Genomic DNA, 26,266 nt, shown 5'->3' with positions numbered 1-26,266 from the left:
ATAAAATTAAATCAAGTGACTTCTGTGCTATTGAAATTAAGGACAAATAATCATGATAATAGGAATTATTGGAAGCGGTAAAATTGCAGAAAGCTTAGGTAAACTTTGGACTATAGCTGGCCATAAAGTTCTGTTTGGGGCTAAAGAACCTGGGGGTTTTATGGCCGTATCGTTAGAAGTAGGGGGAGATGCAGTTGCATTAAATTTAAATCGTGTTTTTGAGGTAAATGCAGATGTTTATTTGTTAGCGATGCCTTTTAAAAGAATTGATGAATTAGCCGAATTATATGCCGGTGCGTATGATAATAAAGTTGTGATTGATGCTACAAATCCGGTTCCTGAAAGAGACGGTGAGATTGCAAAGGATGTTTTAAAAGCGAATTACAATGCTTCAGAATATACCGCAATAAAATTTTCTACAGCAAAAACTGTCAAAGCCTTTAATACCATAGCGCCCGAACACTTGGAAAATAAAGCCTTCAAAAGTCAACATAAATTAGCAATTCCTTATGCGTCACAAGATTTAGAAAGCAAAAAAATTGTCAAGAAACTGATTATAGATATAGGTTTTGAAGCTTTGTATGTAGGCGATTTAAGCGATTCAAATATTATGGACCCAAATCAAGCTATTTATAGAAAGTCGTTAGAGCATGATGCCTTAAAAAGCTTAATCGATTCTACTCGATCCTTTTAAACCATCAAAAATATATGGCCTTATAAAAAAGTTTTTTTTCTGTTGATAAATAGCATTATTAATTCCTGCTTCTATTGGTGTAAATCACGACATAAGAATGTGTTAATGGAGTATCAAATGAAGAGATTATCGCAGTTTGGGCCCTCATGATTTTGGTTATTGCGATGGTGGGAAAATGGTATAATTAATGGGTAAAAATATGGAATTCACAACCTTTTTACTTACAAACATGTTTTAAATTTTAATTATGGAACAAAAATTCAAAATAAGCGAAGCGATCAATAAATTATGGGATAAGCTTGATGGTTGGATGGATGCTATCATTTTAAGATTGCCAAATTTTATATTAGCTATTTTAATAATGTTCGCATTTTATTTTATAGCGCGTGGCATTAGAAATTTATTGCGAAAGTTTCTACTCCGTAGAATAAGTCAAAAATCCATTCAGGATATCATTGCAAAAATGGTTTTTGTAACCGTTATTTTAATTGGTTTTTTTATCGCATTAGGGGTTTTAGAACTCAATAAAGTTTTGACTAGTATTCTTGCTGGTGCTGGTGTGGTAGGTCTTGCTGTAGGTTTGGCACTTCAAGGTACTTTAAGTAATACCGTTGGTGGTTTAGTGCTTTCGTTTATGCATAAAATCCGTATTAATGATTATATAGAAACCAATGAAGCTAAAGGTTTTGTTTCAGAAATAAGCTTAAGAAGCATCGTCTTACGAAGACCGGATAATAACTATACAGTGGTTCCCAATTCTAAATTTGTTGATAATGCCTTTACCAATTATTCTTTAAGTAAGCGTAGTCGAATTAGTGTAAGTTGTGGTGTTGGCTATGAAAGTGATCTTCAGGAGGTTGAAGATCTAGTTGTCCAAGTTGTTTCTGAAAATTTTGATCAAAAACCAGGAGAGTCTGTTGAGTTTTTCTTTACGGAATTTGGAGACAGTTCCATAAATTTTATAACCCGTTTTTGGATTGATATGGTAAAGGTTAAAGAAGCGTATGAAGGCAAACATAAAGCCATCAAATTGATTAAATCTAAGTTTAACGATCATGGAATTAATATTCCTTTCCCAATACGTACTTTGGATTTTGGTAAAAATAATCTTCAAGTTAGCAGAACCCTAAATGATGAATAATACTATTTTTAGCGATAGCGTTAATCAAAAAATGGGTTAAGTTAATCTATATAAGTCCTTTAATGTAGCTTGCTTAGTATAGAGTTGGGTATATATTAGATAATATATAGAAATGGGATTAGCAAAGAATGAAAAGGATTATATAAGAATTTATGAAGAAAAGGGCTATAAGTCTAACTTTCGTATTCAAAATGAAAAACTGATAAGCAGCGATACTAAAAACGTGTTTAGCCCCGAAGAAATTCAAATTGTTGCCATGCATCGGTATGAGGGGATGAGTAATCCCTCAGATATGTCTATGCTTTATATTATTGAAGCAAATAAAGAAGAAAAAGGAACTTTTTTAATGGCTTATGGTCCAAATGCAGAGACAGAAGTCGCAGAATTCTTTAATAAAGTGCCTAAATCAAACATTACAAATAGCAAGAATATTAATAACTAAGTTAGATATATTTTAGAGTTTTCATGAGTTCTAGATTAATAGCAGGTCTAACAGTATGCTCATCTTGTTTCTTTTAAAGAGAAATAAGGTGAGTTTTTTGGTTTTTACCCAAAGAGCGCATAAATGTTTTTTTACTAACAATTTTAAAACCACTAAATGCGAATGGCAGAAAACTTATTCTGGCTAAAAATATTAATTTTTAAAATATTTTGGTATATCTTTCGTGGGCTTAAGTGTAACGTGAAAAGGGCTTGGTTTAAATGACGTTTTTTGTGAAATATGATTTCAATATCATGTCTAAGACTTTATTAGAAGAGCAGCTTAATGCTTTAGATATTTCATACACATTAAATAGTGCCAACGCAATTACAATTACCGATGAATTATCTTCAGAAAAGCAAAGCACTTTAACTAAGGCTTTAAGGAAATATGGTATTGAATTTGAGGTCAACCAGACATCAACTATAGTAGACCGTATTAAAAATGCTGTAGATAGTATGTTGCGTGATCAAGCCAATACTTCTGTGAAACTTTCAGCTTATTTAGCAGACACCTTGCATTATTCTTATGCGCATTTATCGGCTGTTTTTTCCGAAAACACATATACTTCCATAGAGAATTACGCCATCCTTAGGCGCGTAGATATTGTAAAGGAGTATTTGTGTAATACCAATTTAACCTTAACAGAAATAGCGTTTAAGTTAAATTATAGTAGCGTCGCACATTTATCTGGACAGTTTAAAAAAACCACCGGGCTAACACCTAGTGCGTTTCAACGTATCATGAAAAAGAAAATAATCCATTCCCAAACGAATTAAATACGACAAGAGTAAATGAGTAAATTTCCTTTAAATATTGTTCTGGCTGATGATGATGATGACGACAGAATGTTATTCAGCGAGGCAATAGACGAGATTGCTATTCAAACAAAATTAATGTTATTTAATCATGGTCAAGAGCTTATGGATTATCTTACCTCTGCAGAGGTCATACTTCCTAATTTAATTTTTTTAGACCTTAATATGCCTATAAAAAATGGGCTCCAATGTTTAAAAGAAATACGCAGTAATCCGGTGTTGAAGGATTTGTGCGTGGCAATTTATTCTACATCCTCATCAGAGGTTGATATTGAAGAAACATTTTTAAATGGGGCAAACATTTATGTGAATAAGCCCAATAACTATAGTAAATTGCGAGAGTCGGTAGAGAAGGTGCTACAACTTAATTGGCAATATCACACCTCTAATTTAAATAAAGACACCTTTCTGTTTCGTATTTAATTTTTATGGATTTTAAAAAAGTATACACTTCCACAAAAACTTATATCATTTTATTGATAGCAGCACTTGCTCTGCTTTTATTTATAGCAAGTATGGCGTATAAGCAGATTATACGCATGCAAGAATCGGCCGAAACGGTTGCCCAAACCCTGCATGTTTATAATGTTATAGGCAGCTTAACGGAACACTATACCCGAGCAGATTCGGAAGAATTTAGGTCCGAGCTCCTAGAGGATTCTTATTTAAGTCACGCCCTTAAAAATTACAAAATAGAAGGGAAAATAGTATTAGATAGTTTAAAAGTACTCACCTTAGATAATCACTTGCAACAAGCCCGTTTAGAACCACTTGAGTCCTTGTTGAATAAAATGAACAATCAGCTTCATGTATTAGACACACTTAATTTTGAAAACGATCAAGAGTTTTTTGAAACGGAGGAAGTTCAGAAAAATAAAATAGATAAAACTATTGAAAATATACGTGTCCTTAAAAATCAAATGCTTGCTAACGAGAAATACCTCATGCAAGAAAGGCAAGCAAATTATGCGTCTTATAAATTCCTTGCACCAATTACCTCATTGTTTTTAGCCTTTTTAGCGCTGTTTATTTGTGTGTTGTCTTTTTTGCGGGTTTATAAAAACAAATTAAGACTAAAGCAGTCTGAGGCATTTTTAAGGAATATATTAGCAACTACAGATAACATTATAAATTATTTTGAGCCAATTTTTGATGCTAATGAAGCCATTGTAGATTTTAAAATTGTTTATGCTAACGATTGTAATCGTGATTATTTAGGGTTAGATCCAGACGTTATTACAGGGCAATTAGTGTCTGAAACTTTTCCCTTTTTGATGGTTGATGGTGAGTTTAAAGAGCTTGCAAACGCATATAACGATCAAACTAAAGTAGATTTTGAAAAAGAAGTCGTTATTGATGGTAAAAAAATGTGGTTCAATTGCCTAGCCACACCATTAACTGAAGGCGTATTATTAACAGCTCGAAACACAACTTTAGAGAAAGAATCGAACGCGGCGCAACAAGTTTTTAAAAAGCGTTTAGAGAATCAGAACTTAGAGTTGTTAGATAGCCGTGCATTTTTAGGGAATATTTTTAAAAGTATTTCTCATATTGTGATGCATTTTAAAAGTATTAGAGACGACAACGGTAAAATTATAGATTTTGAAATTCTTTTTGCGAATGAAAGAATTAGCCCAGTTACAGGTGATCTTCCGCAGGATTTAAAGCATAAAAAAATATCTGAAGCTTACCCTGAAATGATTGAAATTGGTGTTTTTGACAAATGGGTAGATGCTGTGGAAAACAATACGCCTGTTCAATATGAAGTGCCTTTCCTTAGTAATAATAATCAGCATTGGTTTAGGGCTACCGCGATAAAATTAGGAGATGGTGTCACATTGACCGCTAGAGATGTTACCGAAGAAAAGAAAAAATCTGATGAACTCATTAAGCTCAATGAAGATCTTACCATTCAAAACTCCATATTATCTGATGCTGAAAGTTTAGCTAAAATTGGAAGCTTTGTTTGGGATATGGAATCGGATACTTCCGAGCTTTCCGATAATTTTTATGCCATGTTAGGTTGCAAACCTAACGAATTTAAATCCTCCTTGCAGCGATATAAAGATTTTGTTCATCCTGATGATTTGGAACTTTATGAGAAAAGAGGCGCTAGTATTCTCGACGATTCTGAAACTGCCGAGCACACCTATCGTATTATTACAAAACAAGGGAAGGTGAAACATTTTAAATCTAATGGCCAGTTTGTAACTAAAAACGCAAGAAAAGTTATGATTGGCGTGGTGCAAGATGTTACCGAAAGTATCGAAGCTGAAGAACGTCTGGTAAAAAGCAACTTGCGATTAAAACAAAGTAATGCCGAGTTAGAATCGTTTAACCGCGTAGCGAGTCACGATTTACAAGAGCCACTTCGAAAAATACAATTGTTTATTTCCAGAATTGAAGATCGGGAAGGCGAGCAGTTTTCAGAAAAAGGTAAATTGTATTTTGAAAAAGTGACCAATGGCGTAAAACGTATGCAGTCGTTGATAAAGAACCTGTTAGCATATTCCAGGATAGATAGCAGCAAAACAGATTTTGAAAAAATCGATTTAAACGATATACTTTTTAAAACTGAAGATGATTTGGCGACGCGTATAAACGATTCAGACGCTGAGGTGCTCGCTGATAAGCTGCCAAAAATAAAAGGAGTTGTTTTTCAAATGGAGCAGTTGTTTGCTAACTTAATATCGAATGCTCTTAAATATAAAAGTCTTAACAAGCAACCACAAGTAGAAATTCGCTACAAAAGAGTAAATGCCACTAAACTGCCAGATAAATTTGTTACACTAAAAATGCGCTACCATAAAATTACTTTTAAAGATAATGGTATCGGTTTTGATTCCCAACATGCCGAAAAGATATTCGAAGTTTTTCAGCGTCTACATCAAAAAAACGAGTATTCAGGTAATGGTATTGGTTTGGCAATTTGCAAGAAAATAGTTGAAAACCATAATGGTTATATCTGCGCTAAAGGAAATCCTGGTAAGGGGGCTGAGTTTATAATTTACCTTCCTGCTTAATTTTCTCCTTAAAAATATTAAAGTTTTAATTGCCGATATTATTCTGCCAACATTGAGCTAGCAAGAGAAGAACTTACTTATACTTTAGTTTTTTTGCAATACCTATATTAAAACGACCTCTAGGCAGGATATTTTTAACGCCTTCTAAGAGCTAAATCCTCAAAAACCAATAGTTATATAACACAATCCCAAAGTTGCATAACATAAAAAGTGGTGTTGCTATAGATCTTTGCCCTGTAGATTTAATACAAGTCTATAAATGATAAAACTAAAAGATTATGGAAAGGACGATAAAAGCATCAACAAAACAATTTGCTCGAGTAGGCAAATCCTGGCCTAGTACAGGATTTATAAAAACTAACTTTCTAAAGAATCTTTTAATGAAAGTTACAGGGAATCAAGTTGCCTCAGAAGAGAAGTAGGAATTTAAAACAATTACCATGTTAAGAACAACAGGTTTAATAATCATTTTATGTTTAATCGCTTGGGCTATCGGATTTTTTGTCTTTAGTGTAGGGCTGGTCATTCATTTGTTATTGCTTGTAGCTGTAATTGTAGCTTCTAAAAAAGTACTTGAAAATTAAAAACAAAAAAAATCAAACTTAAAGTATAATCTCATGAAAACCAAACACCTAAAAACAAACACAATCGGCGCGATGTTTAACCAGTTAAAATGTAATTTTGGAGGATCTGTCGTGAAAGACTCTAAAGAATATATTTTAGAGATGAATAATGAAATAGGGGAAGGGCGTATTCAGGGAACCGCGCTTGCGGGAGGAATTTCTTATATTGATTTTGATATGACATTCTCTGAAGATATTGCGTTATCGATAAATATACCAAACAAAAGTCCAATCTATTTTGCTTACTGTTCTGCGGGAAGCATGGGACATAGTTTTGGGGTTGATGGTGCTAAAAGTGAATTAGAGCGTTTTCAAACTGGGATTATAGCCAGTCCATCGGGAGATGAAAATGTACTTTATTTTAAGAAGGATGAACGTTTAAAAGTGGCCATAATCACAGTGCAAACCACAAAGCAAGCTCAGAATTCTAAAAAAGAAGGTTTAAAAGGAAAGCTATACAAAACGTTCTTCAAAGATGATTCATTGAATAATTTTGTATATGTAGGGTCTCAAAATTTACAAATTGCTGAAAAAGTGCAGCAAATCAATGCAATAAAGCAAGAAGGTTTAGTTAAAACTCTTTTATTACAAGGATTAGTGCATGTTATTTTAGCTTTGGAGATCGAGCAACATTCAAAGGATTCAAAAAATAATGAATTCCAATTAGGAAGCTTGACAATAAGAGAAATGAAAGCTATTAAAGAAGCTTCAACTTATGTAAATGATAATTTTGATACTCAGATTTCGATCTCGCAATTATGTTCAGAGTTTGGAATTTCACCATCGAAATTACAGGAAGGATTTAAATTAATGCATGGTAGAACGGTAACCGATCATTTAAGAACGGTACGTGTACGAAAGGCAGAGAATTACTTAAAAAACACCGATATGAATATTTCTGAAGTGGTGTACAGTATTGGCTTTTCTAGCAGAAGTTATTTTTCTAAGATTTTTAAAGAAAGTTATAACTGTAGCCCAAGCGAATATAAAATGGCACAACGTGAGTTGTCTATATCTGCATAAGGTTTATAGCATATACAGTTAAATTGGTATTATAAGTATTTTAAGATTGTATTTTTAGGTCGTAATGACAAAAAAAAGGTCGTCTCAATGGATTGAGACGACCTTTTTTGTGGTTTTTCGTTATCTTAAAAAGTAAATAGCGGCTTATGGATTGAAGATTAACGATAGGAAATAGGTTTGTCCTATGCTTCCTGAACCGATAACTTGTATATACTCTTCTCCAAATAAATTGTTCGCAGAAGCTTTTATGGTCGATTTAATTGAAGGAATTCCATAGCTAATTTGAGCATCTAAAACTGTACCTTCAGCAATGGTACCGTTGGCAAAAGGAGAAATCCATTCATATTCAGAATTATATCTTACCTTAGTTGTAAATCCGAAATTTTTGAACAATTCATTAGCTCCAAGCGCAAATTTCACTGCGTGTTCTGGTGTGTTGAACTCAGGAACGAAATCAGGATCTATAGCTTCGTTATAGCCTAATAGTTTGGTGTGATTATAAGCACCATTTATAAAAAACTTTTTAAAACGTCTCTCAACTCCAAAACCGAAACCAACAGTTTCAATAGGCACTTCGGCATTAGTATAAACTTGATGTGTTAAGTAGTTCTGCGTTAAAATAGCAGCACCAATCCCTCCGTATTCTGGAGCGATGTTAGGGTTTACAAAATAAGGAGTGATTACCTTTTTTGTGTAAATAAAATCAGTGTACTTGTTGTAATATCCATTGATGTCGAAAGTGAATTTTGCGATATCAGCTCTATAACCTAGCTCGAAAGATTCTACTTTTTCAGCTCTTACAGCCTCTACTTTTTTAATCTTAAGTAAATCTATAGCTGCTTGTGGGTTATTTCCAGGGTCAAAGCTATTTACAAAATATTGTACAGACTCCACAGAAAACGAGTTGTCATAGATGTAATTTCCTGTAAGATCTACTGTTTGATCATCAGGGCCTAACAAAGGTGTTGAAAAAGTTACAAGGTTGCTATAGTTGTCTAAGTTATCCTGAGCAGAACCAACTAAACTTATAAATCCGTAATTGGCACCATTGTATAAATCGCTTGAGGTTGGGTTTCTAAAACCTGTTTGAAAAGAAGCTCTAATATTACGTGTTTTGTTTCTTCCCAAAGCGTAGTTAACAGATAATCTTGGAGAAAAGTTACCTTCTAGATCAGATAGTTTATCATAGCGAACAGATCCTGACAATTTTAAACGGTCATTGAGCAGCTTTTTTTGAAGTTGTCCGTAAAAACCATAAACATCATAATCAATTTTTTCATTTGCATCGTTAAACACGGTACCACTTGAATTAAGTACATACCTTTTAAAAGTCCCTCCTAATTGAAGTTCTGCAAATTTTACAATGTCTTGAAAGTTATAATTGATATCACTTTGTATGGTGTGTGAATTATCCTGGATTCTAGAACCTGTTGTTAGGTCTGTACTAGTTGTAACTGCATCAAAAGCTTGCTTAAATCCATTAGTCTCTGGGTCAAAGTGAGGCACGCCGCCTACAGAATTAGGTAAGTTTCCGTTATATCCATCAACAGTACTGTAATCTGCAAACTCACGAGCCATTGCTAATAAAGTATTATTGTCTAAACTAGGATTGTCAGACCTGAACATGCTTAATGAATTGTCATAATCCGTATACCACTGTCCATTGTTCTTAGCTTGGTTATTGATGTTGATGGCTGTTCTTACCATGTCGTAAGAATCACCAGCGTCATCCATGGTAAAATAAGTTCTGAACGTTAAATTTTTAGTCGTATAAGAAAGGTTCGATTGTAAAATTAAAAAGTTCTTTAATGTTACTCGTGTGTTCGTACCACTAAAATTTGTGGTTCCGAAAGATACTTTTTGTTGTAGTTTAATTTCAGAATCTTCATTAGGCTTGATATGAAATGAGATATCACCATTAAAGTTTTCAACTTTTCCTTCATTTAAGTCACTGTCGTTATAACCTGTTCTACTTACAGGGCCGCCAGCAGCCATACTGTTACCAACAATTTCATCACCATAAATATTAACGGCATCAAAGTATTGGATAGGAGGTAGCCCTCTATCTACAGTAGTTTTACTGTTTGTGTTATTAGCTGTCCAATCAGTTCCATTGAAATAACTTAGGTTAAGTTTTAATGCTGTAGAGTTGCTCATTTTTAGAGCCCATCTCATACCTAAATCATTAAAAGCATTTACACCAGCAGCCTCTTGATCGGTATAACCATGGTTGTAGTATACAGAAATGCCAGTGTCTTCAAATGGGCTTTTACTATTGATGAACATGATGCCGTTAAAAGCATTCGCTCCATAAAGTGCAGATGAGGCCCCTGGAAGAATTTCAATGTTTTCAACATCTAATTGGTTAATACCTAAAGAATTCCCAATAGATGCGTTGAATACTGGAATTGTCATTTCAGCGCCATCGGTTAATTGAAGGAACCTGGTGTTTGTTGCTTGACCGAAGCCACGCGTATTAATGGACTTGCTAATCAAGTTTGTAGCATTAAACTGAACTTCTTTTACATTGGTAAGCTCATCATAAAAATTTTGACTTGTACCATTTAAAATATCTTTTTTCGAAAGTGTTTCAATAGTAACAGGGGTTTCAATTTTTTTTTCCGTCGTTCTAGAAGCCGAAACTACAACTTGTGTTAAATCGGTTATTTTTTCTTTAGACATTTGAACGAGTAAATTACGTCCGTTTTTTGGTTCAAATAGAGTCTTAGTTAATTCATTATATTCAATATAATTAAAGGTTACTTCCAAAGGGTAACTCCCTATGTAGTCGATGCTAAACTCACCAGTAAAGTCGGATGAAGCCATGAGTGTATTGTTAATAAATACATCTACTCCAATTAATGGAGTTCCATCTGTTCCTATTATTTTTCCTTTTATAAAATTTTGAGATAATGCTGAGAGTCCCACTAATAATAGTAGGGTGGTGATTTTAATTTTCATAGTGACTAGGTTGTTGTTAATATGATTCTTTGCTTAAGGTCCAATCAAAGCTAGAATAAGTGATTTTTGTTTGGTTTGTTATTTGTTTACCTTCTAAATATTTGTTAATGAATGCGCTTAAGTCTTCAAAATGCGAAGCGTGCCATTTGAATAAAGGAGAAAGGATGGCTTCATTAGTAGTTTTTGAAAAATAGTTTTTGCTCGAGTCATTTATAAAGTTCTTAACTGCAAATTCTAATTGAGTGTCTAGTGTTTCGGCAGTGTAAGGCTCTCTACTTAATGCTGGAGCAGATATACTTGTGTTGTTTAGTGCAAAATACATTCGTGGGTCACCAATTTCTTCTATTATGATATTTTCAACATCGTCTAAAGAAACTTTTTGCCCATTAATATTAATGAATTCAATGTTGAAAGGCGCTTGAATGTATTTTATAGATTTAAACGGATAGTAGTCCGATACTAATTTGAGCATGTTAAAATTATACACGTTAATCCAATAAGCTTTAGTTTCTGGTTTAGACCAAGTCGTGTTAGGTGTTAACTTGGATAACCCTAGAACAATTTCGCTTAGAGATTCCTTATTTCTTACTAATTTTTCATAATTAATAAACCCTTCATTCGAAACATGTTTCTTTAAGAAAACCTTTAGTTCAGAATTATCAATGGATTGTGAATGTCCCAAGCAGCAGATAAGTATGATTAGGAGGCTTGTTAATTTTCGTCTTAAGTTCATAGTTAATAATTTGGTTTTTTCTGTGTTAATTTTTTAATAAACATGTAGGTTCTTTAGTGTTTTATTTGGCTTCTAAAAAAAAGAAGGCGCAAAAATATATATTCTATGTATGCATAGCTATTCAATAATTATTTATACAGAAGATTCAATTTTGAGTGGAAAAAATTATCATGTTGAAAGTAATCAACCGATAAATATAGCAGTAAGTCAAAATAAGCCTGTTTTTATATGATAAAAAAGATTTGAGCTGGCTGGTAATGTAGGTTTACTCTTTCTTTAATTTGCGTTTCATCGAGTAAAACGCGTTTTAGACGTCTAAGGTTATGTTAACATAATGACTAGCCTCGAGAGGGTGATCGCTTATTATTGAGGTCATTTTGTTTATTAGAATAAAAAAGCCTCCTAAAACCGTAATGATTTTAGGAGGCTTTTTTGAAGTTTTAAACCTTAATTAAACAAATTTTTCATCCTCAGTTGTAGATGAAGTCGTTGGTGATTCGCCGCTAGGTTTTTTTTCAAACCCTGCAGAATCTACTCCAAAGAATTCAAGGATTTCCGACCGGTTTACTATTTGTTTTACGTCTTTGCCTACGATGGCAATTGGTTTTTGTAATAGTTCTGTGTTTTTGTTTAGAATTTTAAGCCAGTCTTCGGTGTCAAAGTCTTCGGTATTACCATAATCGGCGCCTTCAATAGAAAACAACTTGTTTATTGCTACATTTAATTGGTCTGAAATCTCCACCCAAATGGTATCGCCAAGTTTTTCCTTGTCTATGTCTATGGTTTCTACTTTTTTATCAATGCCTTGAATGTATCCAAGCACTTGTTTTCCAAGGTGTGATTTAGAACTGTATATATAGGTGAGTTGTTTTTTATCTCTTGCTAAAATTGACATATTTTTCATGGTTTAAAACTTTAATTTTTTGAGTGTATGTTTCAGGTTAAAAAAAAAGCTGTTTAAAAAGTAAAAAATTCATTTCAGAGTTTCATCACATGGATAACTTATCGTTGTGAAAACCTGAAACACGTTCAGGAGCGAAAATGAGGTGCTTTTAAACAGCTTCTTAAGGGGTATTGTTATTTGCTACCACGTGCTGGGTAGTCATTTTCAGTAACAAAATCGAGGGCTTTTAAAATGTCTTCCATTTGAGGTCTTGCAAACGGCATGGTTTGAATAGAGCTCGCATAAAGTGAAAAATCAGGTCGAATTATGAATATTCCAGGCTCAGAGAATTGTTCTGGTTCTTTGTCTGAAATCGCTTCAGAAACATATAACCCCCATTTTCTAGCTTCTTCTATCGACAAATTATAAGCTATAGGTAATTTAGAAATCTCCCATTTTTCAGCTGAAAGATTTGCGCGTTTTTCGGTATCACAACTAATAGATATGATATCAACGCCACGATCCTTAAACTTAGGGAGAATTTCCTCTATTTCTTGTAATTGTTTTTTACATACAGGGCAATGTAAGCCTCTGTAGAATACTAAAATAGTAAAGGCTTCACTTTTTTGAGATTTAAGATCCCAAGTAGATCCATCGGTTAAAGGTAAACTTAATGCGGGTACTTCTGTATTTGGTAATATCATTTTTCTGTTTCTTTAAATGTTGTATAAATGAAGAGACTTTCTAAAACAAAACATGAAATTGGGTCACTCTAAACTTGTTTTTAGAACTTCATTCTAATGATAATTGAGTAGGATGATCACCAGAAACAAGTTCATGTTGACGGAAGTTTTACTTTAGTAGATCGTCTCGAGTTATTAGTGAAATAAACTATTTCTATTTTTTGTTTTGCTGATCCTTAATGGTTTTCTTATAAATGTCAAAAGTGTTGTTTTTAACATCTGTATTGCCATTAGGATTTATTGGATGTTTTTGTTCAATTTTTGATTTAAATTTCTTTTTATCATTAATATCTCCCATTTTTTTATGTTTTACAGTGTTAATAGGTTTCTCAGACATCGCTTTGATGTGAGTACAAGGTATAAAATGGTACGCCTTAGGATTAACGCTTATAAAAACAATGTTGACTCATTTGTTATAGGCTTAATGTGTTGTAAATTAATGTTGTAAGTGTTAAATAATTTGGTTTTAGAGTTAAAGTAAGTTAAGTTTGGCGCCTATATTGAGATACGTTTGAATAAAAAATTAAACGAATGTATTGAGTATGAATTAAAACTTAAAAATTATTGTAAGTAGCTATGAAAGTTGTATTGAATCTTGTGTGAAATGTGCTCAAGAATGTCGTGTGCATATGGTTTAATTGTATTTATTATGATTAGCTTTATTGCATCTATTTCTTTTAAAATGTAAATTGTAAAAATGTTGAACACTTTTAAGTTTTTTTCGAAAGCGCTATTTTTCGGTTCGCCGAGGAGTTTTCAGAGTATAATTTTAAAACTCTCAATCATTTTTATAGGTTTACTTCCAAACCAATCTATGTCACAAAATATTAAACACGTTATACCAAACAGTATCGCTAAAGAGGTTAGTAAGGCTTTATCATATTATCCTGAGCTTAGTGATGTATCTATAGAATTTCGATTTAAGTCAAATATTAAAAAATCGACCATGCAGGCCCAACCGTTATTTGGTAGTTTTTTTAAGAGTAGAAGAAACCGTTCTTATGTGATACGCATTAGTGAAAAAATAAAAATTGCCGATCGTGTCTTTAAAACTGAAGATGTGCCTGAAGATGTTATGGTTGGTTGGATAGGTCATGAGCTAGGTCATGTTATGGATTACCAGCGAATGAGTAATTCTGAACTTATGTGGTTTGGTGTGAATTATCTATTGTCTGATAATCATATTATAGAAGCTGAAAGAGCTGCAGATACTTTTGCGGTTTCTCACGGCATGGCTGAATATATTTTAGCGACTAAAAACTTTATATTAAATCATGCCGATATTGAAAATAAATATAAATTAAGAATAAAAAAATACTACCTATCTCCAGAAGAAATCATGGAAATGGTTGAAAAAGCAGATGAAAAGGATTCTCAAGATAAAGCCAGTTAGTTTTCCTTTACAAAAGTTTCCCATGCTTCAAACTTCGCTTCGCTCATAACACGTTCCATTTTAACTTGGCCACCTTTCTTTTTATTTGCCCCACTCCATTCATGAAAAATTGATGGATCGATTACGGCAACTTTAACGCCTTTTAAGGCTTTCGATCGGGCTACTTTGTAGTTTTTATTGGCATCAGCTAGAAAGTTGTCTAGCAAGTCTGCGATTTTCTCGGCATCCGCGTTTTTTATATCAGATCCTAAGTACCAACTGTGGTAAAACTCGTCGTCAAATCGTTTTGCTGCCAGGGTGTATTCTGGAATTTTCACATCTAATTTTTCTTCTAAATATTGAACGGCATCATCCATTTTATTTACAGAAAGCTGCGACCCTACAGTGTTTAAGAAAAACTTTGTACGTCCTGTAATTTTGATTTCGGCACGTTCGAGATCCGTAAATACAATGGTGTCGCCAATTAAATAGCGCCAAGCACCGCTTACGGTAGACATGATAAGTACGTAATCTTGATCCAGCTCAACATCTGCTAAAGTTAGACAGGGGGCACTTTCTTTAATGGATCCATCTTGATTGATGTAATCTGGATTGAAGGGTACAAATTCAAAATAGATGCCATTATCTACAATAAGTTTCATAGATTTCGTTTCCGGGCGCTCTTGATAGGCTATAAAACCTTCAGAAGCTAAATAGGTGTCAATAATAGTAATTGGTTTTTCCAGTAACGCATTAAAACTCTTTTCATATGGACCGAAAGCTACACCTCCAGACGTGTACACTTGTAGGTTTGGCCATATGTCATGTATGGTTTTTGCGTCATGGTATTTTATAACTTCAGCAAGCATCAATTCTAGCCAAGAAGGGATTCCGCTTAAAGCTCCAATGTCCCAACTTTTAGCATTTTTAGCAATGTGCTTTACACGTTCATCCCAATCGTCAATTTTTGCAATTTTTTCTCCTGGTTTGTAGTAACCTCTAAACCAATGTGGAATCTGACTCGCGCTTATACCGCTAATTTCACCTTCTAAATGGTCTTTATTTTGGTCTAAATCGGTAGAGCTTCCTAGCATCATAATTTCCTTTTCAAAAAAATCGGCAGGTAAATCAAAGTTGCTCAATGCGAAAACTTGTTTTATACCTGCTTGTTGAATGGCTTCTACCATGGCGTTCGTTACAGGAATGCGTTTGCTTGTTTTTCCAGTAGTTCCAGAGCTTAGAGCAAAATAATCTGGTTTTCCTGGCCACGTGATATCTGTTTCGCCGTCTAACAGTTTGTGCCACCATTCGCCACTCATCTTGTCATAATCATGATATGGAATGTTTTGGGCAAAAGCTTCATCTGGATTTTCACTGTCGAGAATGTTTTGAAAATTATAGTGTTTACCAAATGCGGTATCTTTAGCTTTTTCGAGTAGTTTCTTTAAAACTTTTTGTTGTTCCTCAACAGGGTTTGTTTCAAAAGTAATGGCGTCTTTTATGTTAATTACGCCTTTTATAATATTACCAATTATAGCCATGGATTGTTATTTTTGTTAATGTAAGTTGCGTATCAATTGTTATTTAATGTAAACTGTTTTTTTGTTTGTAAAGGCTAATAAGCCTTCCTTGGAAAGTTCTCGGCCATAGCCAGAGTTTTTTGTGCCTCCAAAAGGCAATCTGGGGTCAGATTTCACCATCTCGTTGATGAAAAATGCGCCATCTTCAATATGAATAATGTTTTGTTTGGCGTCTTCAATATTTTCTGTAAAAATCATGGTGCCTAAGCCGAAAGACGTGTCACTAGCAAGTTTGTAGGCTTCCTCTTTGTTAGATACTTTTATAATAGCGGCCACTGGTCCAAAAGTTTCTTCTGTAAATACAGGCATGTTTGTAGTAACTTCAGTTATGATTGTGGGTTGGTAATAGGCATGATCGCGGGCGTTTCCATAATGGATGTGAGCACCTTGTTCGACCGAGCGATTTACTTGGTCTTCTAATATATCTGCTAAATCTGGTCTAGCTAGTGTACCTATTTCGGTGTCTTCCAGAAGTGGATCACCCGATTTTAAGGCAGCCACTTTTTTTGTAAACTGTTCTAAGAAGGTATCGTATATTTCGGCTTCAACAATAAAACGTTTGGCCGCTATACAACTTTGTCCGGTATTTAACATGCGAGCGTTTACCATGGTTGATAAATGGGAGTCCAAATCGGCATCATTAAGCACGATACAGGCATTGTTACCACCGAGTTCGAGAACAAGTTTTTTTAATTGTGAACCTGCAATTTCTGCAATTTTCCGACCAGCTTTTTCACTACCGGTAAGGGATATAGCCTTAACGATGTCGTTTTTTATTATGCTTTCAATTGCGCTATGATCGGCTACTATCGTCGTAAAGCAGCCCATAGGGTAGCCAGCATCTTCAAAGACATCTTGAATAGCCAAAGCACAACCTGTTACATTTGATGCGTGTTTTAAAACCACGCAATTTCCTGCTGTTAATGTAGGGATGGCAAATCTTAAAACCTGCCAAAACGGGTAGTTCCATGGCATAACACCTAGAATAACACCTAATGGATCGTAAGAAATAAAACTTTCTTGAGCATCAGTTTCAATAAGGGCATCAGCTAGTAAGTCTGATGAAGTTTTAGCATAGAAATCACATAAATACATGCATTTATCAATTTCAGCTAAACTTTCTTTGATAGGTTTTCCCATTTCAGAAGAAATCAATTTCGCGTATTTATCTCTGTTATCCCAAAGGTTGTCGGCAACTTTTTTTACCAATCCCGTCTTTTTGGAGAGGCCTTTAGTTTTCCAAGTTTGAAATGTCTTATCAGCGTGTAATAATATTTCTGAAATTTCATTGGATGTGAAATAATTATAAGACTCTAAATCTTCATTGGAATATGGGTTTGTAGTGGTGATATCTTTTTTCATAGCAAAATTCTAATTCAGAAAATTATTTATAAAGATAACTATTTGAAATAGCACTGTTTGATGCTATTACTAAAAACATGAGCGTTTTCAAGTTTTCTCATAACAGCTAATAATCTGTTGTATTGAGTCAACGCAGGGTGTAGTGTGCGATTAACTTTGTGATAACAAAAAAAAATAAGTTTAATTTTAAATTAATATAACATTATGAGTATGAATAATAATGAAAGTACAGCATTAGGAATTATAGCAGGGACATTAGTAGGAGCTGCTGTAGGCTTATTGTTTGCTCCCTATAAAGGAAGTAAAACAAGGCAGATTATTGCAGACGAAGCAACTTTAGCTAAAAACAAATTAGAGTCTGAAATGGCCACAGCAAAAGATATTATTACCCAAACAACTATCGATTTGAAAGATCGAGTGATGTCGAATACAGTCTCAAAAAAACAAACTATTGAGGAGCAGTTGGATGACATTGTGATGGATGTAAGTCATAAGGCTGATGATGTGATTAGTACTTTAGAAAAGAAACTAACAGAATTAAGGGTTAAGAATAAGAAGTTGCAAAAAACATCATAATATATGGGGTTGTTAGACGCTGTAAATAAAACAAATACAAAGGCGGTGAAGGTTAGTGAGCGCTACCTTGATTCGTCTTATAAATTCTACCGATTAAAGTTTTTTAAGCATTTTTCAATATCTGTTAGCTTACTCTTTAAAACAATAATTGTTGGGGGTTTAGGGTTTATGTGTGCGATGCTTAGTGCTGTGGCGCTGGCCTTTTATATTGGTGAATCCACAGGGAATTATCCTTTAGGCTTTTTATTAGTAGGTGTTGGTTTTATGGTGTTATCAATTATAGCTTACCTTTTTAGGGGTGTTATAAACAATATGGTAATTAAGAAATTGTCTAAGCTTTTTTTCAATTAATATGAAGATTTACAAGAATATGAAGGATGTGGAGCGTGATTTAAAAATATTTAATTTAGAACGCCAAATTGCATGGGAAGAGATAAAAGGATTGAAAGAAGAATACATGGAAGATCTTAAGCCTGCCCACTGGATTCAAACAGGATTAAATTTTGCTGGTAAGTATGGCGTTTTGATGCTGTTAAAGAAAATTATAAAGTAGTGACTAACTCCAAAAGGCTTCAAATTATGGAGCCTTTTTTATCTTATTTATTAACTAAAAAAACAAAAAATGACCACAATATTTGAAGCTTTAAGAAAAGATCATGATACTCAGCGTAACTTATTAGAGCGCCTAGTCGCGACATCAGGCGATACTGAATCGAGGGATGTTATTTTTAAGCAATTAAAACACGAGCTTGATATGCATGCCAACGCAGAAGAACGTCACTTTTATAAACCATTAATTACTAGTGATATGATGCAAGAGAAAGCGAGACATGGTATCGCAGAGCATCATGAGATTGATGAATTAATAGAAATTCTCGAAAAAACAGATTATACATCTTCTGCCTGGTTAAAAACGGCAAAAGATTTACAGCATAAAGTAGAGCATCATTTAGAAGATGAGGAACATGCCTTTTTTCAATTAGCAGGGAAGGTGTTTACAGAAAAACAAAAAATAGATTTAGCAAAGGAATATCAAGCTTATATGGCTGAAAATATTTAATTTTTCACAGTAAATGAATACAGTTAAGTTTTTAATGTATTGAGAACATAATATGTATATACATATGGTACCTTCGACTTAGTTGGTTAGTATTAAAGACCTTGGCTATATTTCTTATAGCTGGGGTCTTTTTTTTAGTTTTAGTCGGGGTTTTTCTTTGATTTATGATTTTTAAACGGTGTTCGTAAGTATTAAAGCAATTGTCTTTTGTTTGGGAGATCTACTTTTAAGTTCTTATTTATTAGTGTCTTGGTGGTTGTTAGCAAAGTCAAGACATGATATGTCATAATATAAACATGTTATTTGATCTAATTTTGTTCAAGTAAAATGATAAAGACATGGAAGTTTTAATGAGTAGTTTAATAGGTGTCGAAGACCCTGTTAAATTTTTAATGTGGTTTTTTATAGTGTTGATGTTTGTATTTTTAATGTTTTTGTTCACATTAAAAACAAGGAAGAAATTAAGCAATCGACATGTAGCCGTTAGGAAGACAAATACCGTAATTTATTCAACCTTAATTATTGCAGTAGCTCTAATTTCTGGTGTTTTTGCTTTAGAGTTGAATGGTTCTAATGAAGGGAATGGTTTAGAGGATACTGCAGGAATAAAAAGTATTGAAGAGATTGAAGCGATTGAAAGCTTAGAGCATATAGCGCATACAAATGAACATTACCTGTTTGGTATTGATATTTCCCATTATCAAGGTGAAATAAAATGGGATGAAGTAAAAGCTTCAGACCACCCGATTGAATTCGTTTTTATTAGATCGACTATGGGCGTAGATGGTAAAGATACGCACTATCATGCAAATTGGGTCGATGCAAAAAAACATGATTATATTAGAGGTGCTTACCATTATTATCGTCCGAATGAGAATTCTACCAAGCAATTCGAGAATTTCGCATCAACGGTAACTTTAGTAACTGGCGATTTTCCTCCTATCCTTGATATTGAAGAGCCAAGTAGATTTGGTGATAAAAAGTTAAGAGAAGGTGTTTTAAACTGGTTGAAATTAGCAGAAGCTAAATATGGGGTGAAGCCCGTAGTTTATACTGGGAAACATTTTTATGATACACGTTTAAAAGGGTATTTAAAAGGTTATCCATTATGGATTGCTGCTTACTCAGGGAAAAGTAGAGTAAGTGATGTGGAGTGGACATTTCATCAATTCTCTGAAGAAGTTGAAATTGCTGGTATCGATACGGCTGTAGATGGTAATAGTTTTCATATGACGATGAAAGAATTACAAAGCATGTGTATTGGTGAGACCCATCATTCTAAAAAGTATTGGAAAAATTATAAGCACTAGAACACTAATTATATACATAAAAAAAACCCTGAAAATTAATTTTCAGGGTTTTTACTTGTGTGGTACCTCCAGGAATCGAACCAGGGACACAAGGATTTTCAGTCCTTTGCTCTACCAACTGAGCTAAGGTACCTCGCTAAAGCGGTTGCAAATATATATCCTATTTTAGATTCTGCCAAATCTAAAGGCTAAAAAAATAAAATATTTTTAATTTTTTTTCAAATATAAAGCTAACTAATTTAATGTTAATTAAATAGGGTAATGCTTTATTATTGCATCTTCTTTTGTAAATTTATCCTTTTTTTAAAAATAGATGAATTTAGTCGTTGATGTAGGAAATTCTTTTGTAAAGTTAGCTGTTTTTAATGCAGATAAGCTTCAGGAAAGAAGAGTTGTAGAGCTAAAAAAACTTTTAGAGGCCATAGCGCTTTTAAAAACAGAATTTCCATTATTAAAAAATGCCATCATTTCTTCCGTAGGGCATTTAAATATTAATCAAATTGAAAATATTAAAAAAGGGTTCAAGCTATTAGTTTTAGACGCTAATACTAAATTACCTTTTATTAACAGTTATACTACACCACAAACTTTGGGTGTCGATAGAATAGGTTTGGTTTGTGCTTCGGTTAAACAATTTTCAAGCAAAAATGTTTTAATTATTGACGCAGGCACCTGTATTACGTACGATTTTATTACGAAAGAAAACAAATACTTAGGGGGTGCGATTTCACCCGGGTTAAGTATGCGTTATAAGTCATTAAATAATTTAACAGCAAAATTACCGTTGTTAGAATTGACGGTTCCAGAAAACATAATTGGAAACTCTACAGCGAATTCCATTCACTCAGGGGTTGTTAACGGGGTTATAAATGAAGTAGATGGAATAATAGTACAGTATAAAACTAAATTTTCAGATTTAACAGTTATTTTAACAGGAGGCGATGCTAAATTCTTGTCTAAACAATTAAAAAGTAGCATATTTGCCAATTCTAATTTTTTATTAGAAGGATTAAACTATATTTTACAACTTAACTCAGACGAATGATAAAAAAACTTGTATTAGTTTTTATTGTAATTTTTGCAATTGAAGGTCATAGCCAGCAATCAACAGCATCTCCATATTCTTATTATGGTATTGGAAGTTTAAATTTCAAGGGGACTGTTGAAAATAGGAGCATGGGAGGTTTGAGTATCTATAACGATAGTATTCATGTTAATTTACGTAACCCCGCATCTTATGGTGGCAATAATTTAGCGTCATGGGGTGGTGAAAGTAGACCTGTAAAGTATACTGTTGGTGGTGGTTATCAAAACACCAATATGAAAAGTGAAAAAAGTGAAGCTAATACTTCGGCTACAACATTTAATTACCTAGCGATGTCCTTTCCTATTGGTAAACTTGGGGTTGGTTTTGGGATCATGCCTTATACAGCGGTAGGTTATAAATTAGATAATTTAAATACCGAAGGCAAAGTTGGAAATAGGTTTAGAGGCGAAGGTGGTGTGAATAAGGTATTCCTTGGTGCTGGTTATCAGGTTATAGAGTCGTTGTCAATAGGCGTAGATTTACAATATAATTTCGGGAATATCCAAAGTAGTATTGTTGAATTTCAATATGACGGTGATACACCTGTACAATTTCAAACGCGTGAAAATAACCGGTCTAATCTTAGTGGTTTTAGTATGACTGTTGGGGCTTCTTTTAAAAAGATGATCACCGAAAGGTTAGAGGTCGTTTCTGGTTTAACTTATACGGCACAAAGTAATTTGGCATCTATTAATGAGCGTAGCTATTCTACGATAACAATCAATTCTAGTACAAATGTGGAGTCTGCATTTAATACTGTTGACTCAGATTTAGAGGCGGCAGGATTAAAAGAAACAGAATTAACGCTTCCGTCTAGAATTACTTTTGGGCTAGGTATTGGTCAGCCTAGAAGTTGGTTTCTTGGAGCGGAATACATGACTCAAAATACAAGCGAATTTTCAAATCCTTTATATAGAAGTTCTGGTACGGTATATGAAGATGGTTCAAGGCTATCCTTAGGAGGGTTTTTTATACCTCAATATAATTCGTATTCAGACTATTATAAACGTGTTGTTTATCGAGGAGGTTTGAGGTTTGAAGAAACAGGGTTAAATATTAATGATCAGTCGATAAAAGAGTTTGGCATATCTTTTGGAGCTGGACTACCTGTAGGAGAGGCTAGGTTGTTGTCGAATGCGAATTTAGGCCTTGAGTTTGGTAAGCGTGGCACGACAAAAAGTAATTTGATACAAGAGAATTTTATAAATTTCCAAATAAGTCTATCTTTGAACGATAGATGGTTTCAGAAAAGAAAATACGATTAAACTGAATTAATTAACTATGAAAACAAAAATCACATTAGTATTACTATTATTTATTGGATTGAATTTTGGTTTTGCACAGCAAGATGAAGAGTGCATTTCAAAACTTTCAATATTTCATGAGTATACAAAGGCTAAAAATTATGATGCGGCTTATGAGCCATGGATGGCAGTAAGAAGCAAATGTCCAAAATACAGTAATGCCATTTATATTGATGGAGAAAAAATCTTAAATCATAAGATTGATAACAGTACTGGAGCAGAGCAGATTGCTTTTATTAACGATCTTGTTAAACTTTGGGATGAAAGAGCTTTGCATTTTGCTTCTAAAACTCCAAAAGGTGAATATGCAGCAAAAGCTTGTCAGTTAATGTATGATAATAAAGTGGTGTTAAAGAAAACGAATGATGACTTATACAAATGTTTCGATGATGCTTATAACTTAGATAAAGCAACATTTACAAACCCAAAAAGTTTATATACTTATTTTTCTTTGATGGTTGATTTATATGATGCTGGAAAAAAACCATCTGCAGATTTATTTAATAAGTACGATGATATCGCTGAGAAAGTTGAGGATGAAGTTAAAAATTACTCTGAAGACTTAAACAAAATTATCGAAAAAGAAGAAGCGAAAACGGCTTTAAGTTCAAAGGAAAAAAAATACAAGAAGTATTATGAGAGCTATTTAAAAGCTTACGATCAAATTTCTTCAGGTATCGATCAGAAATTAGGAGATAGAGCAAATTGTGAAAACCTAATTCCTTTATATACTAAAGATTTTGAAGCTAACAAAACAAATGCGATTTGGTTACAAAGAGCTGCTGGGAAAATGTCTGAGAAAGAATGTACTTCAGATCCATTATTCTTTAAATTAGTAAATGCATATCACGACATTAGTCCGTCTGCGAACTCGGCATATTACTTAGGAATCTTAAAAGATAAGGAAGGTAAAACCAATGAAGCGATCAAGTTTTACGAGCAAGCTATTGGGTTAGAAACTGATAAATTTAAAAAGTCTAAACTTTACTATAGAGTAGCTACCAAATTTAAAGCTAAACATAGTTATTCTAAGGCTAGAGATTATTATAGAAAAGCACTTAGCCTTAACCCATCAAACGGTAGACCTTATATCGCTATTGCAGCTATGTATGCCGCTAGTGCAAATAATTGTGGAACAACAACTTTTGATAAAAGAGCCGTGTACTGGTTAGCAGCTCAAGAAGCTGAAAAAGCAGCACGTGTAGATCCTACAATGTCTAAGGCCGCAGCAAAATCAGCTGCAAGTTATAAGCATAAAGCGCCTCAAAAAGCTGAAATTTTTAGTTCAGGAAGAGCGGGTCAAACTATTACTATTGGTTGTTGGATTGGATCTTCTGTTAAGGTGCCAAGTATCTAATGAAAACGAACATTGCATATAAAATTTTTAACATAGTCACAGTTTTTACTGTGGCTATGTTTTTTTCTTGTAGTGATCATATTGATAAAGTGCATAAGATCGGGATTTCTGAGAATGAACCCTTCACTGTAGATTATAACCTCAATTTAAAATATACCGATTCTGGGCGAATAACAGCTAATTTAATTAGTACCAAAGCGTTAGATTATTCAAACAGGGATTTTCCTTACAGGGAATTTGTAGACGGTGTAGAATTGGATATCTTCGATGACAATAAGAAAAGTGTTGTAATTGCAGATTACGCAATCATATATACAGAAACGGACTTAATCGATATGCAAAGTAATGTCGTGATCACAACGCATGACAACCAAGTTTTAAAAACCGATCAGTTGTTTTACGATCAAAAAAATGATTGGTTATTTACGAATGAAGCCGTTTCATTCAAATCTGAGCAAGACCTTATCAACGGTCATGGTTTTGATTCAAACACAAAATTTACGAACGCCGAAGTTCTTGAAGTTACTGGAATTATTACGCTTGAAGAATAATTTCATTATTAAATTCGACTTCTCAATTTTAATTACCTTTACATTTATAAATTAAACAACTCCTATGAAATATTCTAAGATTTTTCACTATGCTTATTTAGTATTCGCAGTATTGTTTATATATGATGGCGTTTCAAAATGGAATAAAGATCAGGGGCAGGCTTATATGTCTTTGGCATTTGCAGGTTTAGCCATTTTTATGTATTTCTTTAGAACAAAATTTAGAAAGAAATATCAAGACAAAGACCATTCAAACTAATGAGTGTTTTTGTTGTTATTATAATAGTTACATTAATTCTTTCTGCTTTTTTTTCAGGAATGGAAATCGCTTATGTCTCTTCCAATAAAATTCATATTGAAATTGAAAAAAAGCAAGATGGTTTACTCGCAAAAGCCCTAAGTAAACTTACTGCAAAACCCTCAAAATTTATTACTACCATGCTTATTGGTAATAATATTGCCTTGGTTATTTATGGGTTTTTTATGGGCGATTTATTGGTAGATTGGTTTCAATCGTTAGTGCCAACATCTTATACTTTTTTAGACTATCTATTAACCGAATTAAGTTTGCTCTCACAAACGGTTATTTCAACAATAGTCATATTAATTACAGCAGAATTTCTGCCTAAAGTATTTTTTCAAATTTATGCGAATAGCTTGATTAAAGCTTTGGCGATTCCAGCATACTTTTTTTATATCCTTTTTTCATTTGTATCAGATTTTGTGATTTGGATTTCGGACTTTCTATTAAAAGTGTTTTTTAAGACTGAAGGTGATCAAATTCAATTAGCGTTTACTAAGGTGGAATTGGGAAACTATATCAGTGAGCAAATGCAGTCTGTAGAAGCACATGATGATGTCGATAGTGAAATTCAAATCTTCCAAAATGCATTAGAATTTTCAGAGGTTAAAGCACGGGAGGTGATGATTCCTCGTACTGAAATTATTGCTGTTGAAATTAACGATTCTATAAAATCGCTAAACGCTCTATTTACCGAAACTGGGCGTACCAAAATTCTTGTTTATAAGGAAACAATCGACGATGTGATTGGTTATGTCCATTCTTTCGAACTGTTTAAAAAAGCGAATAGTATCAAGGCCATGATCACACCGGTAGAATTTGTGCCGGAAACAGTATTAGTTAAAGATGTACTTAGTGTACTCACTAAAAAACGACGTAGTATTGCTGTAGTTTTAGATGAATATGGCGGAACTTCAGGCATCATGACTGTAGAAGATATTGTAGAAGAACTTTTTGGAGAAATTGAAGATGAACATGATTCGGTAGATTTAATTGAAGATGTTTTTGACGATGAAACGTATAAGTTTTCAGCACGTTTAGAAGTCGATTACATTAATGAAACCTATAAACTAGAACTTCCTGATAGTGAGAATTATGAAACCCTTGGAGGTTTAATAGTAAATCGCACCGAAGAAATTCCGGCTCAAAATGATATTGTTAAAATAGACAACTTTCAATTCACCATATTAGAGGTCTCAAATACTAAAATTGATTTGGTCGAACTTATTGTGTTAGATGACGATTAAAATACGTAGTTCTATTTTTATTATTAAAAGGAAAAT

Annotated in this window: 29 protein-coding genes and 1 tRNA gene; 22 read left to right on the top strand and 8 right to left on the bottom strand. The window is 33.5% G+C overall.

The annotated features are described in order from the left end of the window. Nucleotides 1-52: 52 nt before the first annotated feature. The 9 genes from KO493_RS01565 to KO493_RS01525 all read left to right on the top strand — a co-directional run bounded on the left by KO493_RS01565 (nt 53) and on the right by KO493_RS01525 (nt 7,803). The gene (locus KO493_RS01565; protein WP_216066192.1) at nt 53-694 is read left to right on the top strand and encodes an NADPH-dependent F420 reductase; all 642 of its coding nucleotides are present in this window, start codon (nt 53-55) and stop codon (nt 692-694) included. A 247-nt stretch (nt 695-941) separates the two neighbouring features. Continuing rightward, entirely contained in the window at nt 942-1,835 is an 894-nt protein-coding gene (locus KO493_RS01560) for a mechanosensitive ion channel family protein (RefSeq protein ID WP_216066191.1), read from the top strand. 112 nt (nt 1,836-1,947) lie between these two features. Next, nucleotides 1,948-2,277 (top strand): hypothetical protein, encoded by a 330-nt coding sequence (locus tag KO493_RS01555; protein ID WP_252723131.1) that lies wholly within the window; start codon nt 1,948-1,950, stop codon nt 2,275-2,277. A 293-nt stretch (nt 2,278-2,570) separates the two neighbouring features. Beyond that, a complete protein-coding gene (locus KO493_RS01550; RefSeq protein WP_252723130.1) occupies nt 2,571-3,095 on the top strand; it encodes a helix-turn-helix domain-containing protein in 525 nt (174 codons plus the stop codon). 15 nt (nt 3,096-3,110) lie between these two features. Further along, nucleotides 3,111-3,557 (top strand): response regulator, encoded by a 447-nt coding sequence (locus KO493_RS01545; RefSeq protein ID WP_216066189.1) that lies wholly within the window; start codon nt 3,111-3,113, stop codon nt 3,555-3,557. A 5-nt stretch (nt 3,558-3,562) separates the two neighbouring features. Further along, on the top strand, nt 3,563-6,157 hold the full coding sequence (locus KO493_RS01540) for an ATP-binding protein (RefSeq protein ID WP_216066188.1): 2,595 nt from the start codon (nt 3,563-3,565) through the stop codon (nt 6,155-6,157). Nucleotides 6,158-6,435: 278 nt separating this feature from the next. Then, the gene (locus tag KO493_RS01535; protein WP_216066187.1) at nt 6,436-6,579 is read left to right on the top strand and encodes a hypothetical protein; all 144 of its coding nucleotides are present in this window, start codon (nt 6,436-6,438) and stop codon (nt 6,577-6,579) included. Nucleotides 6,580-6,597: 18 nt separating this feature from the next. Next, nucleotides 6,598-6,741 (top strand): lmo0937 family membrane protein, encoded by a 144-nt coding sequence (locus tag KO493_RS01530; protein ID WP_216066186.1) that lies wholly within the window; start codon nt 6,598-6,600, stop codon nt 6,739-6,741. Nucleotides 6,742-6,774: 33 nt separating this feature from the next. Beyond that, complete coding sequence (locus KO493_RS01525) at nt 6,775-7,803, top strand: helix-turn-helix domain-containing protein (RefSeq protein ID WP_216066185.1); 1,029 nt, start codon at nt 6,775-6,777, stop codon at nt 7,801-7,803. A gap of 144 nt (nt 7,804-7,947) precedes the next feature. Here the strand turns inward: KO493_RS01525 and KO493_RS01520 are convergent, their stop codons facing one another. The 5 genes from KO493_RS01520 to KO493_RS01500 form a co-directional block, all read right to left on the bottom strand. Continuing rightward, a complete protein-coding gene (locus KO493_RS01520) occupies nt 7,948-10,764 on the bottom strand; it encodes a TonB-dependent receptor domain-containing protein (RefSeq protein ID WP_216066184.1) in 2,817 nt (938 codons plus the stop codon). Between the two features lie 16 nt (nt 10,765-10,780). After that, on the bottom strand, nt 10,781-11,497 hold the full coding sequence (locus KO493_RS01515) for a DUF547 domain-containing protein (RefSeq protein WP_216066183.1): 717 nt from the start codon (nt 11,495-11,497) through the stop codon (nt 10,781-10,783). 451 nt (nt 11,498-11,948) lie between these two features. Beyond that, complete coding sequence (locus KO493_RS01510; protein WP_216066182.1) at nt 11,949-12,401, bottom strand: arsenate reductase family protein; 453 nt, start codon at nt 12,399-12,401, stop codon at nt 11,949-11,951. Nucleotides 12,402-12,574: 173 nt separating this feature from the next. Further along, nucleotides 12,575-13,084, bottom strand: a complete 510-nt coding sequence (locus KO493_RS01505) for a peroxiredoxin-like family protein (RefSeq protein ID WP_216066181.1) — start codon at nt 13,082-13,084, stop codon at nt 12,575-12,577. Between the two features lie 193 nt (nt 13,085-13,277). Continuing rightward, entirely contained in the window at nt 13,278-13,421 is a 144-nt protein-coding gene (locus KO493_RS01500; RefSeq protein ID WP_216066180.1) for a hypothetical protein, read from the bottom strand. A 262-nt stretch (nt 13,422-13,683) separates the two neighbouring features. Between KO493_RS01500 and KO493_RS16020 the strand changes: the two genes are divergently transcribed. Then, a complete protein-coding gene (locus KO493_RS16020) occupies nt 13,684-13,761 on the top strand; it encodes a four-helix bundle copper-binding protein (RefSeq protein WP_354667415.1) in 78 nt (25 codons plus the stop codon). A 176-nt stretch (nt 13,762-13,937) separates the two neighbouring features. After that, entirely contained in the window at nt 13,938-14,516 is a 579-nt protein-coding gene (locus tag KO493_RS01495) for a hypothetical protein (RefSeq protein WP_216066179.1), read from the top strand. Here KO493_RS01495 and KO493_RS01490 read toward each other — a convergent pair. Both KO493_RS01490 and KO493_RS01485 read right to left on the bottom strand, forming a co-directional pair. Beyond that, a complete protein-coding gene (locus KO493_RS01490) occupies nt 14,513-16,036 on the bottom strand; it encodes a GH3 family domain-containing protein (RefSeq protein ID WP_216066178.1) in 1,524 nt (507 codons plus the stop codon). The genes KO493_RS01495 and KO493_RS01490 overlap by 4 nt on opposite strands. Nucleotides 16,037-16,075: 39 nt before the next feature. Further along, complete coding sequence (locus KO493_RS01485; RefSeq protein ID WP_216066177.1) at nt 16,076-17,437, bottom strand: NAD-dependent succinate-semialdehyde dehydrogenase; 1,362 nt, start codon at nt 17,435-17,437, stop codon at nt 16,076-16,078. A 204-nt stretch (nt 17,438-17,641) separates the two neighbouring features. Between KO493_RS01485 and KO493_RS01480 the strand changes: the two genes are divergently transcribed. From KO493_RS01480 to KO493_RS01460, 5 genes are all read left to right on the top strand, one after another. After that, nucleotides 17,642-18,013 carry a YtxH domain-containing protein gene (locus KO493_RS01480; protein WP_354667413.1) on the top strand — a complete coding sequence of 124 codons (372 nt, stop codon included), beginning with the start codon at nt 17,642-17,644 and terminating at the stop codon, nt 18,011-18,013. 3 nt (nt 18,014-18,016) lie between these two features. Then, nucleotides 18,017-18,364 (top strand): hypothetical protein, encoded by a 348-nt coding sequence (locus KO493_RS01475; protein ID WP_216066176.1) that lies wholly within the window; start codon nt 18,017-18,019, stop codon nt 18,362-18,364. Between the two features lies 1 nt (nt 18,365). Continuing rightward, entirely contained in the window at nt 18,366-18,566 is a 201-nt protein-coding gene (locus KO493_RS01470) for a hypothetical protein (RefSeq protein WP_216066175.1), read from the top strand. Between the two features lie 69 nt (nt 18,567-18,635). Beyond that, complete coding sequence (locus KO493_RS01465; RefSeq protein WP_216066174.1) at nt 18,636-19,073, top strand: hemerythrin domain-containing protein; 438 nt, start codon at nt 18,636-18,638, stop codon at nt 19,071-19,073. Nucleotides 19,074-19,411: 338 nt separating this feature from the next. After that, nucleotides 19,412-20,383 carry a glycoside hydrolase family 25 protein gene (locus KO493_RS01460; RefSeq protein WP_216066173.1) on the top strand — a complete coding sequence of 324 codons (972 nt, stop codon included), beginning with the start codon at nt 19,412-19,414 and terminating at the stop codon, nt 20,381-20,383. A 60-nt stretch (nt 20,384-20,443) separates the two neighbouring features. On the opposite strand, the gene KO493_RS01455 is transcribed toward KO493_RS01460, so the two are convergent. Continuing rightward, nucleotides 20,444-20,516, bottom strand: a tRNA-Phe gene (locus KO493_RS01455). A gap of 180 nt (nt 20,517-20,696) precedes the next feature. Here KO493_RS01455 and KO493_RS01450 point away from each other — a divergent pair. The 6 genes from KO493_RS01450 to KO493_RS01425 all read left to right on the top strand — a co-directional run bounded on the left by KO493_RS01450 (nt 20,697) and on the right by KO493_RS01425 (nt 26,230). Beyond that, nucleotides 20,697-21,428 carry a type III pantothenate kinase gene (locus KO493_RS01450; protein WP_216066172.1) on the top strand — a complete coding sequence of 244 codons (732 nt, stop codon included), beginning with the start codon at nt 20,697-20,699 and terminating at the stop codon, nt 21,426-21,428. Next, a complete protein-coding gene (locus KO493_RS01445) occupies nt 21,425-22,735 on the top strand; it encodes a hypothetical protein (protein ID WP_216066171.1) in 1,311 nt (436 codons plus the stop codon). Before KO493_RS01450 ends, KO493_RS01445 begins: the two co-directional genes overlap by 4 nt. Before the next feature lie 16 nt (nt 22,736-22,751). Beyond that, a complete protein-coding gene (locus tag KO493_RS01440) occupies nt 22,752-24,131 on the top strand; it encodes a hypothetical protein (RefSeq protein ID WP_216066170.1) in 1,380 nt (459 codons plus the stop codon). Continuing rightward, the gene (gene lptC, locus KO493_RS01435; protein WP_252723129.1) at nt 24,131-24,682 is read left to right on the top strand and encodes an LPS export ABC transporter periplasmic protein LptC; all 552 of its coding nucleotides are present in this window, start codon (nt 24,131-24,133) and stop codon (nt 24,680-24,682) included. Before KO493_RS01440 ends, lptC begins: the two co-directional genes overlap by 1 nt. A gap of 64 nt (nt 24,683-24,746) precedes the next feature. Continuing rightward, a complete protein-coding gene (locus KO493_RS01430) occupies nt 24,747-24,941 on the top strand; it encodes a hypothetical protein (protein WP_216066169.1) in 195 nt (64 codons plus the stop codon). Next, the gene (locus KO493_RS01425; protein WP_216066168.1) at nt 24,941-26,230 is read left to right on the top strand and encodes a hemolysin family protein; all 1,290 of its coding nucleotides are present in this window, start codon (nt 24,941-24,943) and stop codon (nt 26,228-26,230) included. Before KO493_RS01430 ends, KO493_RS01425 begins: the two co-directional genes overlap by 1 nt. Nucleotides 26,231-26,266: the final 36 nt, after the last annotated feature.

The organism is Pseudotamlana agarivorans, from assembly GCF_018860245.1.
GTDB lineage: Bacteria > Bacteroidota > Bacteroidia > Flavobacteriales > Flavobacteriaceae > Pseudotamlana > Pseudotamlana agarivorans_A.
This window is presented reverse-complemented; position numbering and strand designations above follow the sequence as displayed.